This is a genomic window from Stenotrophomonas sp. I18B00994 (assembly GCF_014145825.1).
Classification (GTDB): Bacteria; Pseudomonadota; Gammaproteobacteria; order Xanthomonadales; family Xanthomonadaceae; genus Stenotrophomonas; species Stenotrophomonas maltophilia.
Genome location: NZ_JACIUW010000018.1, coordinates 1 through 14,421, shown reverse-complemented (window position 1 = coordinate 14,421; position 14,421 = coordinate 1). Strand labels below are relative to the sequence as shown.

Genomic DNA, 14,421 nt, shown 5'->3' with positions numbered 1-14,421 from the left:
TCCATGAAACAACTGCTGCTGGCCCTTGTCATCACTACCCTGGTCAGCGCCTGCGCGACCACCACCTCCCCTACCGGTCGCCGGCAGATGGTGGGCGGCGTCTCGCAGGCGCAGCTGGACCAGCTCGGCGCACAGGCGTTCGCCGAAACCAAGCAGAAGGAAAAGATCAGCACCGACGGCCGCCAGAACGGTTACGTGCAGTGCGTGGTCAACGCCCTGGTCGCGCAGCTGCCAGCTCAATACCGTGGCGTACGGTGGGAGACGGCGGTATTCGTCGACAAGGAGCCCAACGCCTTCGCCCTGCCCGGCGGCAAGGTCGGCGTGAACACCGGCATCTTCACCGTGGCCAAGAATCAGGATCAGCTGGCTGCCGTGATCGGCCATGAAATCGGCCATGTCATCGCCCGCCACCACGAAGAGCGGATCACCCGCCAGATGGGCGCACAGACCGGGCTGGCCGTGCTCGGCGCGCTGGCTGGCGCAGCCTACGGCGAAGGTGCTGCCAGCACCGTCAACCAGCTCGGCGGCATGGGCGCGCAGACTGCCTTCCTGCTACCGGGCTCGCGGACGCAGGAAAGCGAGGCTGACGTGATTGGCCAGCGGCTGATGGCCCAGGCCGGATTCAATCCGGCGCAGGCGGTCGATCTGTGGCAGAACATGATGGCCGCCAGCGGCGGTCGCAGCCCGCAATGGCTGTCCACCCACCCGGATCCGGCCAACCGGATCCAGGAACTGCGACGTGATGCCCCGGGCCTGACGCCTGTCTATCAGCAGGCGCAGGCGGCCGGGCTACGGCCAAAGTGCGGATGAGTGCGCAGTTCTATGCTGTATTGCAGCACATAAAACGATTTCTCACGCCATCTGTTTCTGATACGTTTGGCGGCTCAGATTTTTCTGACAGTCCGACTTTGCCGCTAACCGGCGGTTCGATCGAGGTGAACGATGATTTTCCGTAACCACAAAGCTGTGCTTTCCGTCCTCGTCGCGACCGCCCTGACCGGCGCCGTGGTCACCGATGCCTTCGCGCAGTCCTCGCGTTCCTCCGAGCGCGGCAACCGTGGCGGCAAGCAGGCCAAGGCCGAGGCGCTGTACCCGAACGCGACCCGCCAGGAGCCGACGGTCAAGGCTTCGGCCAAGATGGGCAGCAAGCTGCAGAAAATGATCGACAGCTACAACAAGGAAAAGTTCCCGGAAACCCGCACCCAGGCCGACGCCATCCTGGCTGACAGCGCCGCGAACGAGTACGACAAGTCGCTGGCCGCGCAGCTGGCCTCGCAGGCTGCCTACCAGACCGATGACGCTCCGGCTGCCATCGCCTACCTGAAGCAGGTCCTGCAGTTCAACGGCCTGGACAACAACGGCCACTTCCAGTCGATGCTGATGCTGGGCCAGTTGCAGCTGCAGGAAGACCAGACAGCCGAAGGCCTGGCAACCCTCGACAAGTACTTCGCCGAGAGCAAGTCGACCAAGCCGGAAGAACTGATCGCCAAGGGCCAGGCGCTGTACCAGCTGGAGCGCTACCAGGAAGCGATTCCGGTGCTGAAGCAGGCCATCGCCGGCTCCGCCGAACCGAAGGACAACTGGAACCAGCTGCTGATGGCGGCCCTGTCCGAAGCCGGCCAGTCCGGCGAAGCGGTCAAGGAAGCCGAGGCGCTGGCCGCCAAGAACCCGAACGACAAGAAGGCCCAGCTGAACCTGGCCAGCATGTACATGCAGGCCGACCAGATGGACAAGGCGGCCGCGGTGATGGACAAGCTGCGCAGCAGCGGCCAGCTCACCGAAGAGCGCGAGTACAAGCAGCTGTACTCCATCTATGCCAACACCGACAAAAAGGAAAAGGACGTCATCGCCGTCATCAACGAAGGGTTGCAGAAGGGCATCCTGAAGCCGGACTACCAGGTTTACCTGGCGCTGGCCCAGTCCTACTACTACTCCGACCAGGTGCCGCAGGCGATCGATGCGTGGCAGAAGGCTGCCCCGCTGTCCAAGGACGGTGAGACCTACCTGAACCTGGCACGCGTCCTGCATGCCGAAGGTCGCATCCCGGAGGCCAAGCAGGCCGCCCAGCAGGCGCTGGCGAAGGGTGTGAAGAACCAGGCTGATGCCAAGAAAATCATCAACCTGAAGTAAGTAGGAATAACGCCTGAATGCCTGCCCAGTTGATGCGCAGGCGCTCAGGATTGGTATAAGCTTGGAGGTTCCTGCGGTGTCATGCACCGCTGATCAGGGATTCCGCCCCCGGCATCCCGGCCCCACTATTGAGCTCTTGGCGCATGACGGAACAACTAGTCGTTCACCGGTACGAACAACCCGATGACAAGGGGCTGAGCTGGCCTCGCATCGTCGGCATCGCGTTTGTAATTGCCCTGCATCTGGCCGCCTTCATGATGCTCCTCATTCCCGCCGTGGCTCCCAAGGCCGTGGCTGAGAAGGAGCGCAACGTCATGGTGACCATCGTCGATGCGCCGCCGCCGCCGCCCCCGCCGCCGCCGCCGCCGCCGCCGACCGATACTCCGCCGCCGCCGGTGAAGAATCTGTCGCCGCCGAAGCCGTCGCCGGTCCCGCCGCCGCCGCAGGCGCCGGTCGTGGACGTGCCGGAGCCGCGCCCGAGCGATATCGTCACCCCGCCGTCGCCCCCCGCGCCGCCGGCACCTGCGACCTCGATCGAGGCCAGCGTGGACATCTCGTCGAAGGCCATGAATCCGCCGCGCTACCCGCCGGCAGCCTTCCGCGCGGGTATCCAGGGCGAAGTGATCCTGATCATTGATGTCGATGCCAGCGGCAACGTCACCAATGTCACGGTGGAAAAGTCCAGCCGTAACCGCGACCTGGACCGTGCCGCGATGGAAGCGGCTCGCAAGTGGCGCTTCAACGCCGCTGAATCTGGCGGTAAGAAGACGGCAGGTCGCGTTCGCGTCCCGGTCAACTTTGCGCTGAACTGATGCGCCCGGGTGGCCGCTTGGCCACCCCTGCTCCCGGTTCGATTGTTTAGCTTAGCTACACCCTTTATCACCACACACAACAAAGGTAAGCGTCATGCTGCAGGAAATTTTCATCGCCGCTGCTGCCGGGGGCAATCCGTCCAACGCCCTGTCGCAGATGGGCTTCGAGCACCTGATCCACGAAATGACCACCAAGCCGGGTGATTTCGCGGTTTCCTGGGTCGTGCTGCTGACCCTGATCGCCATGTCGGCCATGTCCTGGTACTGGACCGTCATCAACATCTTCCGTGCGACCCGCCTGAAGAGCGCTGCTGATCGCGTCGTCAGCCTGTTCTGGGATACCCCGAACGCGCAGGACGCCATCCGTGCCATGGAAGAGCAGCCGGCTTCGGAGCCGTTCTCGAAGATCGCCCTGGACGCTGCCCAGGCTGCTGCGCACCACCAGCGCGCTGAAGGCGGCGCCACCGGCGGCGTGGGTGAGAACCTGAGCCGTTCGGAGTTCGTCGACCGCGCCCTGCGTCAGGCCGTCACCCGCGAAAGCAACAAGCTGCAGTCGGGCATGACCCTGCTGGCCACCGTCGGCGCGACCGCTCCGTTCGTCGGTCTGCTGGGTACCGTGTGGGGCATCTACGGCGCCCTGATCAAGATCGGTGCCACCGGCTCCGCTTCGATCGACGCCGTTGCCGGCCCGGTGGGTGAAGCGCTGATCATGACCGCGATCGGTCTGTTCGTCGCGATCCCGGCCGTGTTCGCCTTCAACTTCTTCAGCAAGATCAACAGCGCGACCATCAGCAAGTTCGATACCTTCGCGCACGACCTGCACGACTTCTTCGCCACCGGCTCGCGCGTCCGCTAATTGCGGCGCGCGTCACCCAGCGACGAACGTAAGTAGTCACCAAGATCTAGACGGAGCCCGTTATGGCTTTCAGTAGTGGTAACAGCGGCGGCCCCATGGCCGACATCAACGTTACGCCCCTCGTGGACGTGATGCTGGTGCTGCTGATCATCTTCATCATCACGGCGCCCCTGATGTCCCACAAGGTCAAGGTGGATCTGCCGGAAGCCAACCTGATCCAGAAGCCGGAAGACGCTGAAAAGCGTTCCGGACCGATCACCCTGGCAGTCAAGGAAGACGGCTCGATCTACTGGAACGACGAAGAAATCAACAAGCAGACTCTCGAGTCGCGCTTGGCGACCGCCGCCCAGCAGACCCCGCAGCCGCCGCTGAACCTGCGTGGTGACCGCACCACCAAGATGCGCGTCATCAACGACCTGACCAAGGTCGCGCAGGAGCAGGGCATGCTGGACGTCGGCTTCGTCGCGACCAAAGAAAAGGGGCAATAAGCCATGGCATTCAGTAGTGGTGGTGGCAAGGGCCCCATGGCAGACATCAACGTCACGCCCCTCGTGGACGTGATGCTGGTTCTGCTGATCATCTTCATCGTGACCGCGCCGATCATGACGTACCCGATCGCCGTCGACCTGCCGCAGCGCGTGCTCAACCCACCGCCGCAGCTGGTCGAACCGCCGCCGCCGATCGAACTGAAGATCGACGCCAGCAACCAGGTCTCGTGGAACAACAGCCCGATCAATACCAGCGAGCTGCAGCAGCGGATGGAGCAGGAGGTCCAGCGTGACCCGACCAACCAGCCGGAACTGCGCATCGACGCCAGCCCGGATTCCGAGTACGACGTGATGGCCAAGGTTCTGGCCGCCGCGAAGAATGCTCAGATGAAGAAGATCGGTTTTGTGCAGCAGTAATCGCTACACCGCAACACAACAGTCATGACGCGACTGCAGACGCCCCTGGAGACAGGGGCGTTTTTTTTTATGCCTGCCGGCCTGGACCGCTATGATCGGCGGATGCTCGCCCTCTTCGACTCCCTGCGTCATTGGCTCGACGGCATCGCCCACCTTGGCTCGATCCTGGCGGTGGCCTACCTGCTGTATCTGTTCGCGCTGGCGGGCTGGATCATGCTGCAGAAGCGTGAGCCGGTCGCCACGTTGAGCTGGATCCTGTCGTTGGCGCTGCTGCCCTACCTCGGCTTGTTCATCTACTACCTGCTTGGCCCGCAGAAGGTGAAGCGGCAACGGCTGCGCCGCGGACGCGCACGTTCGGGCATGGAGCACTACAGCGATGTCTGCCCACCGGATGCCGACTGCACCGAGCTGGCCAAGATCGCGCAGGCCACCACGGGCCTGGCGCCGAGCAGCGCGACCGAAGTGACCTGGCTGGTGGATGGTGCCGCTACCTACGCCGCTCTGTTGGAAGCGGTGGCGCAGGCTCGCGATCACGTGCACCTGGAGTACTACATCTTCAATCCGGACCATGCCGGCACCGCCCTGCGCGACGCCCTGGTCGAGCGCGCCCGTGCCGGCGTGCAGGTGCGCCTGCTGCTGGATGCAGTGGGTTCTTCCGCCCTGCCTAGCCGCTTCCTGCAGCCCCTGATCGATGCCGGTGGCGAGGCGGTCTGGTTCCATCCGCGGCAGCTGCTGAAGCCGTTCAAGCGGCCGTGGTTGAACCTGCGTACGCACCGCAAGCTGGTGATCGTCGATGGCCGGCTGGCCTTCACCGGTGGCATCAATATCACCGACGATGAAGACGAGAGCCGCAAGCCGAACGCCTACCGCGACCTGCACATGCGCATCCGCGGCCACGTCGTGCGCAGCCTGCAGCTGGTGTTCGCCGAGGACTGGCTCTATGCCAGTGGCCAGGATCCCTCGCGCATGGACATTGCCCGTCTGTGGCCGGCCGACATGCCGCTGCGCGGCGATGGCGCGATCAACGCCCAGGTGCTGGTCTCCGGCCCGGACTCCGGCTGGGAAACGATCCACCGCCTGCACGTGGCGGCCATCCAGGAAGCACACGAGCGCGTGTGGCTGGTGACGCCCTACTTCGTGCCGGGCGAAGCGGCGCGGATGGCGCTGACCTCGGCGGCACTGGGTGGACTGGACGTGCGCCTGCTGGTGCCGAAGATGAGCGACTCCTGGTTTGTCACCCAGGCCGCGCGCTCCTATTTCGACGAACTGCTGCACGCCGGGGTGAAGATCTACGAGTACGGCCCGCGCATGCTGCATACCAAGGCTTTCATCGCCGACGACGATGTCTGCATCGTTGGCAGCGCCAACTTCGACCACCGCAGCTTCCGCCTGAACTTCGAGCTGTCGATGATGATCAGCGACCGTGACCGCGTCGCCGCTCTGGCCGGGCTGCTGCAGGGAGAGTTCGACCGCGCCATCCGCGTGCACGACCAGGCCGGCCGTTCGCTGTGGCTGCACCGCCTGCCCGAGGCCTTCGCCCGGCTGGCCTCGCCGCTGCTCTGACGCAGCGCTACACTGCGGCGATCATCCGGGGAGCCCGACTATGTACTGGTTGTACCTGCTGCTGGCGCTGGGCTGTTTCGCCTTCGCCCTGAAGACCCCCAGCGCCGCATTGATGACCCTGTGCCTGCTGGCCGCCCTCGCCTTCCTGCTGGCCTGGGTGCGCGGTCGCTATGTAGCCCGCTTCGGCGACCTTCAGCGGGACCCTGCCACCCTTATCGACGCCGAAGAGCTGCGCCGCCTGCGCGAGCAGGCCCAGGCCCGCCGCAATGCCGACGCCAACGACCACGATCCGTCCCCTCTTTCCAAGTAGTTCCGTTCCATGACCCAGCTCAGCGTCAACGTCAACAAGATCGCCGTCCTGCGCAATTCGCGCGGCGGCGCCGAACCGGACGTGGTGCGCGCCGCCCAGGCCTGCCTGGATGCCGGTGCGCATGGCATCACCGTGCACCCGCGGCCGGACCGCCGCCATATCACCGCCGAGGACGTGCTGGCGCTGTCCACGCTGACCCGCGCGCGTGGCGTGGAATTCAACATCGAAGGCAATCCATTCGCGCCGCCGCGCGAGGGCTACCCAGGCCTGCTGCCGCTGTGCGCGCAGACCCGCCCGGCGCAGGCGACGCTGGTGCCGGATGGCGATGGACAGATCACCTCCGACCATGGCTTCGACTTCGAGCGGGATGCCGAGCGGCTGCGACCACTGATCGCCGAACTGAAGGCGATGGGCTGCCGGGTCAGCCTGTTCGTCGATGCTGGCAACCCACTGCTGGAGCAGGCGGCCGAAGTCGGTGCAGATCGTGTCGAGCTGTATACCGGCCCCTACGCCGAAGCACACGCGGCCGGAGACGCTGCGGCGATGCTGGAACTGTTCGCCACTGCGGCGCGGCGGGCGCAGGCGGTGGGCCTGGGCGTCAACGCCGGGCACGACCTGTCACAGGACAACCTGCGCGATTTCCTGGCCCACGTGCCGGACGTGCTGGAGGTGTCGATCGGTCACGCGCTGATCGGTGAGGCGCTGTACGACGGCCTGGATGCCACCGTGCGCGAGTACCTGGCGTTGCTCTGACCGCTCCCCTGTAGCGTTGAGCCATGCTCGACGCAGCACCGCGCTGAACCCTTCAGGCAGCCGTCGCAGCCATTGAGACGGCTGCGGCGTAACCTGCCGCAATGGGTATCGCGATCAAGGGCCGAGGTTCCACGTCCCACCTTGCCGGGCGCTTTGAAAGCACCGTCAGCGAGGCGGTGGACGACGGCTGGGCGGTCGATGAGAGCGAGGAATTCCTCGCCCCACGCCTGCGCACTGAAGTACGTGCCGAGACCGCACGCAGCATCATCAGCCGCAACACCTCACCGGACGTCGGCTTCAGCCAATCGGTGAATCCGTACCGCGGTTGTGAGCATGGCTGCTCCTACTGCTTCGCGCGCCCCTCGCACGCCTATCTGAACCTGTCGCCAGGCCTGGACTTCGAGACCAAGCTGTTCGCCAAGACCAATGCGCCGCAGCTGCTACGCAAGGAGTTGTCGAAGCCGGGTTACGTTCCGCAACCGATCGCGCTGGGCATCAACACCGATGCGTACCAGCCGATCGAACGCAAGTTCAAGCTCACCCGCCAGCTGATCGAAGTGATGCTGGAAACCAAGCATCCGTTCTCGCTGATCACCAAGAACGCACTGGTCGAGCGTGACATCGATCTGCTCGCACCGCTGGCGGCGGAGAACCTGGTCAGCGTGCATTTCTCGGTTACCTCGCTGGACCCGCATCTCTCCGCAAAGCTGGAGCCACGCGCATCGGCGCCGCATGCACGGCTGCGTGCGATGAAGCGCCTGCATGAAGCGGGCATTCCGGTGGGTGTGATGGTGGCGCCGGTGATTCCGTGGATCAACGACAGCGAGCTGGAAGCCGTGCTGGAGGCCGCGCACGACGCAGGTGCGAGCACCGCCGGCTACGTGCTGCTGCGCCTGCCACTGGAAGTGGCGCCACTGTTCCGCGACTGGCTGGATACGCACCATCCTGATCGCGCCGCGCATGTGATGAGCACCATCCAGCAGCTGCGTGGCGGCAAGGACTACGACAGCCAGTTCGGTACCCGCATGCGGGGCCAGGGTGTGTATGCCGATCTGTTGAACAATCGCTTCAAGCTGGCGCGAAAGCGTCTCGGCTTCAATGCGCAGAACAGCCATTGGCCGAAGCTGGATTGCAGCCGGTTCCAGAAGCCGTTGCCGCCGAAGAAGGATTCGCCACAGGGGTCGTTGTTCTGAGTCCATCAGTCGAGCATGGCTCAACTCTACATCCGAGGCCGACGAGCAGCTCGGCGTCACCCCCCAAACAACTTCTGCGCGCTCTGGAACAGGATCCAACTCGTCGCGATGAACTTGTCCCCACCCTGCGGCCTGTTGCCACGATGGGTATGCGTAAACGCCGTCGGAGCAATCAGCAGGCTGCCGGTGCGTGGTGCGATCTTCCGCCCCTGGAACAGGAACTCGGTTTCGCCCTCTTCGAATTCGTCGTTGAGGTACAGCGTCCACAACACGTGCCGGTGCAGGGTCTCGGCCTGCGCATCCTTGGGGTACAGCTCGCAGTGCCAGTACGGATAACCGCCCTCGCCCGCCGCATACCACTGCAGGTTGATGGCGCCCGGGCGCAGGCAGGTGCGGGCCAGGTCGGCCAGCTGCTGCTGCGGCATGTCAGGGAAGTCCTCGGCAGACAGGCGTCGCGGTTGGCCCTTGCTGTCCTGGATCTGCAACATCAGCGGCGCGATCAACGCCTGTGGATAACGGCGTAGATAAGTCAGCAGGCCGTTGAACACCGCGTGCTGCAGCTGATGGTCCACATCCTGCCAGCCATCAAGGCCGCTGATGCGCAGATCCTTGCTGTGCTTGAGTTCCGGGAACACGCCACTGCCCACGGCACCGGGCTGCAGGCCACGCGCCGCCCGCATGCGCTCAACGATCGCCGCGCAGACCTCGCTGGGGACCGCGTTGTGGATGACCTCGATGAAATCGACCGGGCCCTGCTCGTGCATGCGTGCATTCCTTAGGCGGCAACGGCTTGATGGTGCCGCTTGCCGCCCTCGGTGTCACCCCACGGTCATGGTCATCGATCTGCCATGACCGTGGTCAGGCAACCGCCAATCAGCCCTGCGCGTCGTCGTGCGCGTGGTGGTAGCGCACGGCTTCGGCCACTTCCTCGCGCGAACCCAGGAACACCGGCACGCGCTGGTGCAGCTGGTCGGGCTGGATGTCGAGGATGCGCTCGCGGCCGGTCCAGGCGGCGCCGCCGGCCTGTTCGACCAGCAGGCCCATCGGGTTGGCCTCGTACATCAGGCGCAGCTTGCCGGCCTTGGACGGATCCTTCTTGTCCCACGGGTAGATGAAGATGCCGCCGCGGGTCAGGATGCGGTGCACGTCGGCGACCATGCTGGCGATCCAGCGCATGTTGAAGTTCTTGCCGCGCGTGCCTTCCTTGCCCGCCAGCAGATCACCGACATAGGCCTGCATCGGCGCTTCCCAGTGGCGCTGGTTGGACATGTTGATCGCGAACTCCTGGGTAGCCGCCGGAATCTGCATGTTCTCGGTGGTCAGCACGAACTCGCCCTTCTCGCGGTCCAGGGTGAAGGCGTGGGTGCCATGGCCGACGGTCAGCACCAGCTGGGTGCTGGGCCCGTAGATGCAGTAACCGGCGGCGATCTGCTTGCTGCCCGGCTGCAGGAAGGCGTCGTCGCCTGGCAGTTCCACGTTGGTCGGGCAGCGCAGCACCGAGAAGATAGTGCCGACGGAGACGTTGACGTCGATGTTGGAGCTGCCGTCGAGGGGATCGAACAGCAGCAGGAAATCACCGCGCGGGTAGATGTCCGGCACCGGCTGGCTGTGGTCCATTTCCTCCGAGGCGCACGCGGCGAGGTGGCCACCCCAGGCGTTCGCTTCAAGCAGGATCTCGTTGCTGATGACGTCCAGCTTCTTCTGCGCCTCGCCCTGCACGTTACCGGTACCGGCATCGCCCAGCACGCCACCGAGGGCGCCCTTGCTGACGGCGATGGAGATGCTGGTGCAGGCGCGGGCGACGACCGCGATCAGCTGGCGCAGGTCGGCGTTGATGCGGCCGGCGTGCTGTTCCTGGATCAGGAAGCGGGTCAACGAAGTACGGGACATGAGCGGGCAGGTCTCGGCAGCGGGAAAACGCTTATTGTCGCCCGTATGGCGGGGGCGTGCGTGAGCGCGGGAAGGCGTAATCGTTTCCATATGCGTTTGCGCTCGTGGCGCATTCCTTTTGTCGAGGCTCGTGGGAGGGGGAGGCGATGCAGGACACGCTGCAAGTACGTCCATGTAGCTCGATGGCGCCTTGCTCGTGTGCGCAGTCCTGCGCACACGGCAAGACCGGGGTTGGGCGTCCTGCCCAACCCGCCCGAGGCATGCCTCGGGCCCATGGCGCCAACGGTCCTGCAGCGCCTCCCCCTCCCACGCGCTTCAGGGTTCGCCGCGAGCGCGGTGGGGAGGGCAAAGGCAAGAGCAAGAGCAAGAGCAAAAAACAAAGGCGCCTTTCGGCGCCTTTGTCTTCAAGCTACTGGAGCGTTGTTTCAGCCCTTGGCGACGGTGGCCACGGCCTCGGCGACGTATTCCAGGTTGTTCTGGTTCAGCGCGGCCACGCAGATGCGGCCGGTGCCGACGGCGTAGATGCCGAACTCGTCGCGCAAGCGCTCGACCTGCTCGCGGCTCAGGCCGGAGTAGGAGAACATGCCGGCCTGCTCGTTGATGAAACCGAACTGCGGTGCACCGGCAGCGGCCAGCTTCTCGACCAGCCCCTGGCGCAGGGCGTGGATGCGCTCGCGCATCTCGGTCAGCTCCTGCTCCCACATCGCACGCAGTTCCGGATTGGTCAGCACGCCGGCCACCAGCGCGGCACCGTGGGTGGACGGGCTGGAGTAGATGGTGCGGATCACGCGCTTGACCTGCGACTGCACCGCCTTGGCGTCAGCGGCGGTCGGTGCCACCATCGACAGCGCACCCACGCGTTCGCCGTACAGCGAGAACGACTTGGAGTACGAGTTGGCGACGATGAAGCTGTCGATGCCGGCTTCGGCGATGATGCGCACGGCGGCGCCGTCCTGCTCGATGCCCTTGTCGAAGCCCTGGTAGGCCATGTCGATGAAGGGGAACAGCTGCTTGTCCTTCAGCAGCTGCGCGACCTGCTTCCACTGGGTGACCGTGAGGTCGGCACCGGTGGGGTTGTGGCAGCAGGCATGCAGCAGCACCACGGTGCCGGCGTCCAGCTTGCCCAGGTCGGCCAGCATGCCGTCGAAATCGACGCCATGGGTGGCCGGGTCGAAGTAGGTGTAATCCAGCACGTCGAAACCGGCGGCGCTGAACACCGCACGGTGGTTTTCCCAGCTCGGGTTGCTCAGCGCAACGGTGGCGTGCGGCAGCAGCTTCTTCAGCACGTCGGCGCCGACGCGCAGCGCACCGCTGCCGCCGACGGTCTGTGCGGTAGTGACGCGGCCGGCGGCCAGCAGCGGCGAGTCCTTGCCGAACACCAGCTCACGCGTGGCCTGCGTGTACGCCGGCAGGCCATCGATCGGCAGGTAGCCGCGCGGTTTGGCCTCGGCGGCGAGCTGCTGCTCGATCTGCTTGACGGCGCGCAGCAGCGGAATGCGGCCGCTCTCGTCGTAGTAGATGCCCACACCCAGGTTGACCTTGGTCGGGCGGCTGTCGGCGTTGTACGCCTCGGTCAGGCCCAGGATCGGGTCGCCTGGGACCAGTTCCACGTTTGCAAAGAAGGACACGGCGGTACTCGTTCGGTAGACGGAAAGGGGGAGGAAGTGCGCTACGCGGTCCGCGGCTTTTCGGCCGGAAACAGCCCATCGTAACAAAGCCTGCCGGGGCTGGCCGCCGCCATCGTCATCCGCGGCCCCGTACCATGGCGTGCGTTGCCGCCCGATCCATCAACCTGAATCATGAATCCCGCCGCACGACGCCGTTGCCTGCCGCTGTCCGCCCTGCTGCTGTCGCCCTGGACGGCCGTGGCCGAGCCTGCGCCCACCGCCCTGCCTGCGGTGCAGGTACAGGCCGCCCGGGTGCCGGGCATCGATCCGTTCGCGCTGCCGGCCAGCCAGGACACGGTCTGGATCGACGCCAGCCGCGCGGGCACCGGCGCGCAGCTGTCTGAGGCCTTGGCCGGAGTCCCCGGACTGCTGGCACGTGACCGGCAGAACTTCGCCCAGGACACGCAGCTGTCGATTCGTGGCTTCGGCGCACGCTCGACCTTTGGCGTGCGCGGGGTGCGGGTGCTGATCGACGGGGTGCCGGCGACCATGCCTGACGGCCAGGGTCAGCTGTCGCATGCCAGCCTGTTGGGCGCCGAGCGCATCGAGGTGCTGCGCGGGCCGTTCTCGGCGTTGTACGGCAATTCCTCCGGCGGCGTGCTGCAGGTCTGGAGCGCGCAGGGCCAGGCCGCTGACCCGTGGCGGTTGCGCGTGAATGCCGGCGCCGACAACACGCTCAGTGTCGGTGCGCAGCTGAAGGGTGCCGGTCAAGTGCTGGACTACAACATCGCCGCCAATCACTTCCGCACCGATGGCTGGCGGGACCATAGCCGCGCGCGCCGTGAATCGCTCAACGCACGCATCGGTGGAGAGCTGGGCGGTGGGCGGTTGGAGCTGCTGCTCAATGCGCTTGACGCCCCCGATGCGCAGGATCCGCTGGGCTTGACCCGTGCCCAGGTGGCGGCTGATCCGCGCCAGGCCACGGCAGTCGCGCACCAGTACAACACCCGCAAAACCGTGCGCCAGCAGCAGGCCGGCCTGCGCTGGACCCGTGAAACGGGAGCGCAGCGCTGGCAATTGATGGGCTATGCCGGCCAGCGCGCGGTACGCCAGTACCTGCCGATTCCGCCGGCCCCCCAGACCAACAGCCCGCTGCATGCCGGCGGCGTGATCGATCTGCAGGGCGGCTATGGCGGGCTGGACGCGCGCTGGGGCTGGCACGGTGATCTGGCCGGGCGACCGCTGGACCTGGTAGCCGGGCTCAGCGCCAACCGCCAGCGCCAGCACCGCACCGGCTTCGAGAACTTCATCGGCAGCGCCCTGGGCGTGCGTGGGCGGCTGCGTCGTGACCAGATCGACGTCGTGCAGAACGTGGATCAGTTCGCCCAGGCCTGGTGGCAATGGAGCCCGCGTTGGTCGCTGCTGGCCGGGCTGCGCCACAGCGCCGTGCGATTCGAATCGAATGACCGCTACATCGTCGGCGCCAACCCCGACGACAGTGGCCACCGCCGCTACCAGGCGATCACGCCGGTGGCAGGCGTCAGCTTCGAGGCCAGCCCGCAGTGGCGGCTGCACGCGGCCGTGGGGCGTGGTTTCGAGACCCCCACCTTCAACGAACTGGGCTATCGCGCCGACGGCCAAGCCGGGCTGGCACTGGATCTGGCCGCCGCGCGCAGCCGCTCCATCGAGGTTGGCAGCAAGTGGCATGCACAGGATGGCAACCAAATCGATATCAGCCTGTTCCGTGCAGATACCGACGATGAGCTGGCCGTTGCCAGCAATATCGGCGGACGCAGCACCTACCGCGACATTGGCCGCACTCGCCGCCAGGGGCTGGAGCTGCAGTACCGACAGCCGCTGGCCGAGCAACTGGAACTGCAGCTGGCGTGGACCTGGCTGCAGGCGCAGGTGCGCTCGCCGTACCTGACCTCGAACACCCTGGTCGCTGCAGGCAGCCGTCTGCCCGGCGTGCCGCGCCAGCAGGCCTTCGCCCGGCTGCAGTGGAGCCCTGCCGATTGGCAGTGGGCGCTGGAGGCAATGGCCAGCAGCGATACCGTGGTCAATGACGTGGCCACCGAGCGCGCGCCGGGCTACGCCCTGCTGCACCTGGAAGCCGGCCGTCGATGGACGCTGCCGGGCGGCGAGCTGCGCGCCTTCGCCCGACTGGAGAACGTGCTGGACCAGGCCTACATCGGCTCGGTGATCGTCAATGACGGCAATGGTCGCTTCTACGAGCCGGGACCGGGACGGCGAGCCAACGTCGGCCTGCAATGGTCGTGGCGCTGAAAGGGGTAGTGCCGGCCGCTGGCCGGCATCGCTCTGTGTAGGGCAGCCCAGAGGTTGCCGGCCAGAAGATGATGAAGGCCGGCATCGACGTGCCGGTGCCCAGGGACAAGGGCGGC

The 14,421-nt window shown here is 65.8% G+C and carries 14 protein-coding genes; 11 read left to right on the top strand and 3 right to left on the bottom strand.

Going from position 1 to position 14,421, the window contains the following annotated elements; translation table 11 throughout:
* Positions 1-3 precede the first annotated feature (3 nt).
* The 10 genes from H4O10_RS17135 to H4O10_RS17090 all read left to right on the top strand — a co-directional run bounded on the left by H4O10_RS17135 (position 4) and on the right by H4O10_RS17090 (position 8,522).
* Positions 4-810 (top strand): M48 family metallopeptidase, encoded by an 807-nt coding sequence (locus tag H4O10_RS17135; protein ID WP_005411735.1) that lies wholly within the window; start codon positions 4-6, stop codon positions 808-810.
* Between the two features lie 132 nt (positions 811-942).
* A complete protein-coding gene (locus H4O10_RS17130) occupies positions 943-2,130 on the top strand; it encodes a tetratricopeptide repeat protein (RefSeq protein ID WP_005411736.1) in 1,188 nt (395 codons plus the stop codon).
* Between the two features lie 254 nt (positions 2,131-2,384).
* Positions 2,385-2,942: an energy transducer TonB gene (locus tag H4O10_RS17125; RefSeq protein WP_172958446.1), complete on the top strand. Its 558-nt coding sequence runs from the start codon at positions 2,385-2,387 to the stop codon at positions 2,940-2,942.
* A gap of 94 nt (positions 2,943-3,036) precedes the next feature.
* On the top strand, positions 3,037-3,798 hold the full coding sequence (exbB, locus tag H4O10_RS17120) for a TonB-system energizer ExbB (protein WP_005411738.1): 762 nt from the start codon (positions 3,037-3,039) through the stop codon (positions 3,796-3,798).
* Positions 3,799-3,860: 62 nt separating this feature from the next.
* Positions 3,861-4,286 carry a biopolymer transporter ExbD gene (locus tag H4O10_RS17115; RefSeq protein ID WP_005411739.1) on the top strand — a complete coding sequence of 142 codons (426 nt, stop codon included), beginning with the start codon at positions 3,861-3,863 and terminating at the stop codon, positions 4,284-4,286.
* 3 nt (positions 4,287-4,289) lie between these two features.
* A complete protein-coding gene (locus H4O10_RS17110) occupies positions 4,290-4,703 on the top strand; it encodes a biopolymer transporter ExbD (protein ID WP_005411740.1) in 414 nt (137 codons plus the stop codon).
* Between the two features lie 102 nt (positions 4,704-4,805).
* Positions 4,806-6,266, top strand: a complete 1,461-nt coding sequence (gene cls, locus H4O10_RS17105; protein WP_088470438.1) for a cardiolipin synthase — start codon at positions 4,806-4,808, stop codon at positions 6,264-6,266.
* 40 nt (positions 6,267-6,306) lie between these two features.
* The gene (locus H4O10_RS17100) at positions 6,307-6,576 is read left to right on the top strand and encodes a hypothetical protein (protein WP_049452999.1); all 270 of its coding nucleotides are present in this window, start codon (positions 6,307-6,309) and stop codon (positions 6,574-6,576) included.
* Between the two features lie 9 nt (positions 6,577-6,585).
* Positions 6,586-7,329, top strand: coding sequence for a pyridoxine 5'-phosphate synthase (locus H4O10_RS17095; protein ID WP_049432449.1), 744 nt, complete (start codon positions 6,586-6,588; stop codon positions 7,327-7,329).
* 101 nt (positions 7,330-7,430) lie between these two features.
* Positions 7,431-8,522 carry a PA0069 family radical SAM protein gene (locus H4O10_RS17090; RefSeq protein WP_024958794.1) on the top strand — a complete coding sequence of 364 codons (1,092 nt, stop codon included), beginning with the start codon at positions 7,431-7,433 and terminating at the stop codon, positions 8,520-8,522.
* A gap of 56 nt (positions 8,523-8,578) precedes the next feature.
* Here the strand turns inward: H4O10_RS17090 and H4O10_RS17085 are convergent, their stop codons facing one another.
* The 3 genes from H4O10_RS17085 to H4O10_RS17075 all read right to left on the bottom strand — a co-directional run bounded on the left by H4O10_RS17085 (position 8,579) and on the right by H4O10_RS17075 (position 12,040).
* On the bottom strand, positions 8,579-9,286 hold the full coding sequence (locus H4O10_RS17085) for a 2OG-Fe(II) oxygenase (protein WP_033833520.1): 708 nt from the start codon (positions 9,284-9,286) through the stop codon (positions 8,579-8,581).
* 109 nt (positions 9,287-9,395) lie between these two features.
* Positions 9,396-10,412 (bottom strand): class 1 fructose-bisphosphatase, encoded by a 1,017-nt coding sequence (locus tag H4O10_RS17080; protein WP_049402951.1) that lies wholly within the window; start codon positions 10,410-10,412, stop codon positions 9,396-9,398.
* A gap of 425 nt (positions 10,413-10,837) precedes the next feature.
* Positions 10,838-12,040: an amino acid aminotransferase gene (locus H4O10_RS17075; protein ID WP_049454335.1), complete on the bottom strand. Its 1,203-nt coding sequence runs from the start codon at positions 12,038-12,040 to the stop codon at positions 10,838-10,840.
* Between the two features lie 171 nt (positions 12,041-12,211).
* On the opposite strand from H4O10_RS17075, the gene H4O10_RS17070 reads away from it, so the two are divergent.
* Positions 12,212-14,305 (top strand): TonB-dependent receptor, encoded by a 2,094-nt coding sequence (locus H4O10_RS17070; RefSeq protein ID WP_049454337.1) that lies wholly within the window; start codon positions 12,212-12,214, stop codon positions 14,303-14,305.
* The last annotated feature ends 116 nt before the right edge of the window (positions 14,306-14,421 follow it).

Bases quoted from the DNA above. Each gene is read 5' to 3' on its own strand.
- H4O10_RS17125 (WP_172958446.1), top strand. From the start codon at position 2,385: ATGATGCTCCTCATTCCCGCCGTGGCTCCCAAGGCCGTGGCTGAGAAG.
- H4O10_RS17090 (WP_024958794.1), top strand. From the start codon at position 7,431: ATGGGTATCGCGATCAAGGGCCGAGGTTCCACGTCCCACCTTGCCGGG.
- H4O10_RS17100 (WP_049452999.1), top strand. From the start codon at position 6,307: ATGTACTGGTTGTACCTGCTGCTGGCGCTGGGCTGTTTCGCCTTCGCC.
- H4O10_RS17115 (WP_005411739.1), top strand. From the start codon at position 3,861: ATGGCTTTCAGTAGTGGTAACAGCGGCGGCCCCATGGCCGACATCAAC.
- H4O10_RS17070 (WP_049454337.1), top strand. From the start codon at position 12,212: ATGAATCCCGCCGCACGACGCCGTTGCCTGCCGCTGTCCGCCCTGCTG.
- H4O10_RS17080 (WP_049402951.1), bottom strand. From the start codon at position 10,412: ATGTCCCGTACTTCGTTGACCCGCTTCCTGATCCAGGAACAGCACGCC.
- H4O10_RS17085 (WP_033833520.1), bottom strand. From the start codon at position 9,286: ATGCACGAGCAGGGCCCGGTCGATTTCATCGAGGTCATCCACAACGCG.
- exbB (WP_005411738.1), top strand. From the start codon at position 3,037: ATGCTGCAGGAAATTTTCATCGCCGCTGCTGCCGGGGGCAATCCGTCC.
- H4O10_RS17135 (WP_005411735.1), top strand. From the start codon at position 4: ATGAAACAACTGCTGCTGGCCCTTGTCATCACTACCCTGGTCAGCGCC.
- H4O10_RS17130 (WP_005411736.1), top strand. From the start codon at position 943: ATGATTTTCCGTAACCACAAAGCTGTGCTTTCCGTCCTCGTCGCGACC.
- H4O10_RS17110 (WP_005411740.1), top strand. From the start codon at position 4,290: ATGGCATTCAGTAGTGGTGGTGGCAAGGGCCCCATGGCAGACATCAAC.
- H4O10_RS17095 (WP_049432449.1), top strand. From the start codon at position 6,586: ATGACCCAGCTCAGCGTCAACGTCAACAAGATCGCCGTCCTGCGCAAT.
- cls (WP_088470438.1), top strand. From the start codon at position 4,806: ATGCTCGCCCTCTTCGACTCCCTGCGTCATTGGCTCGACGGCATCGCC.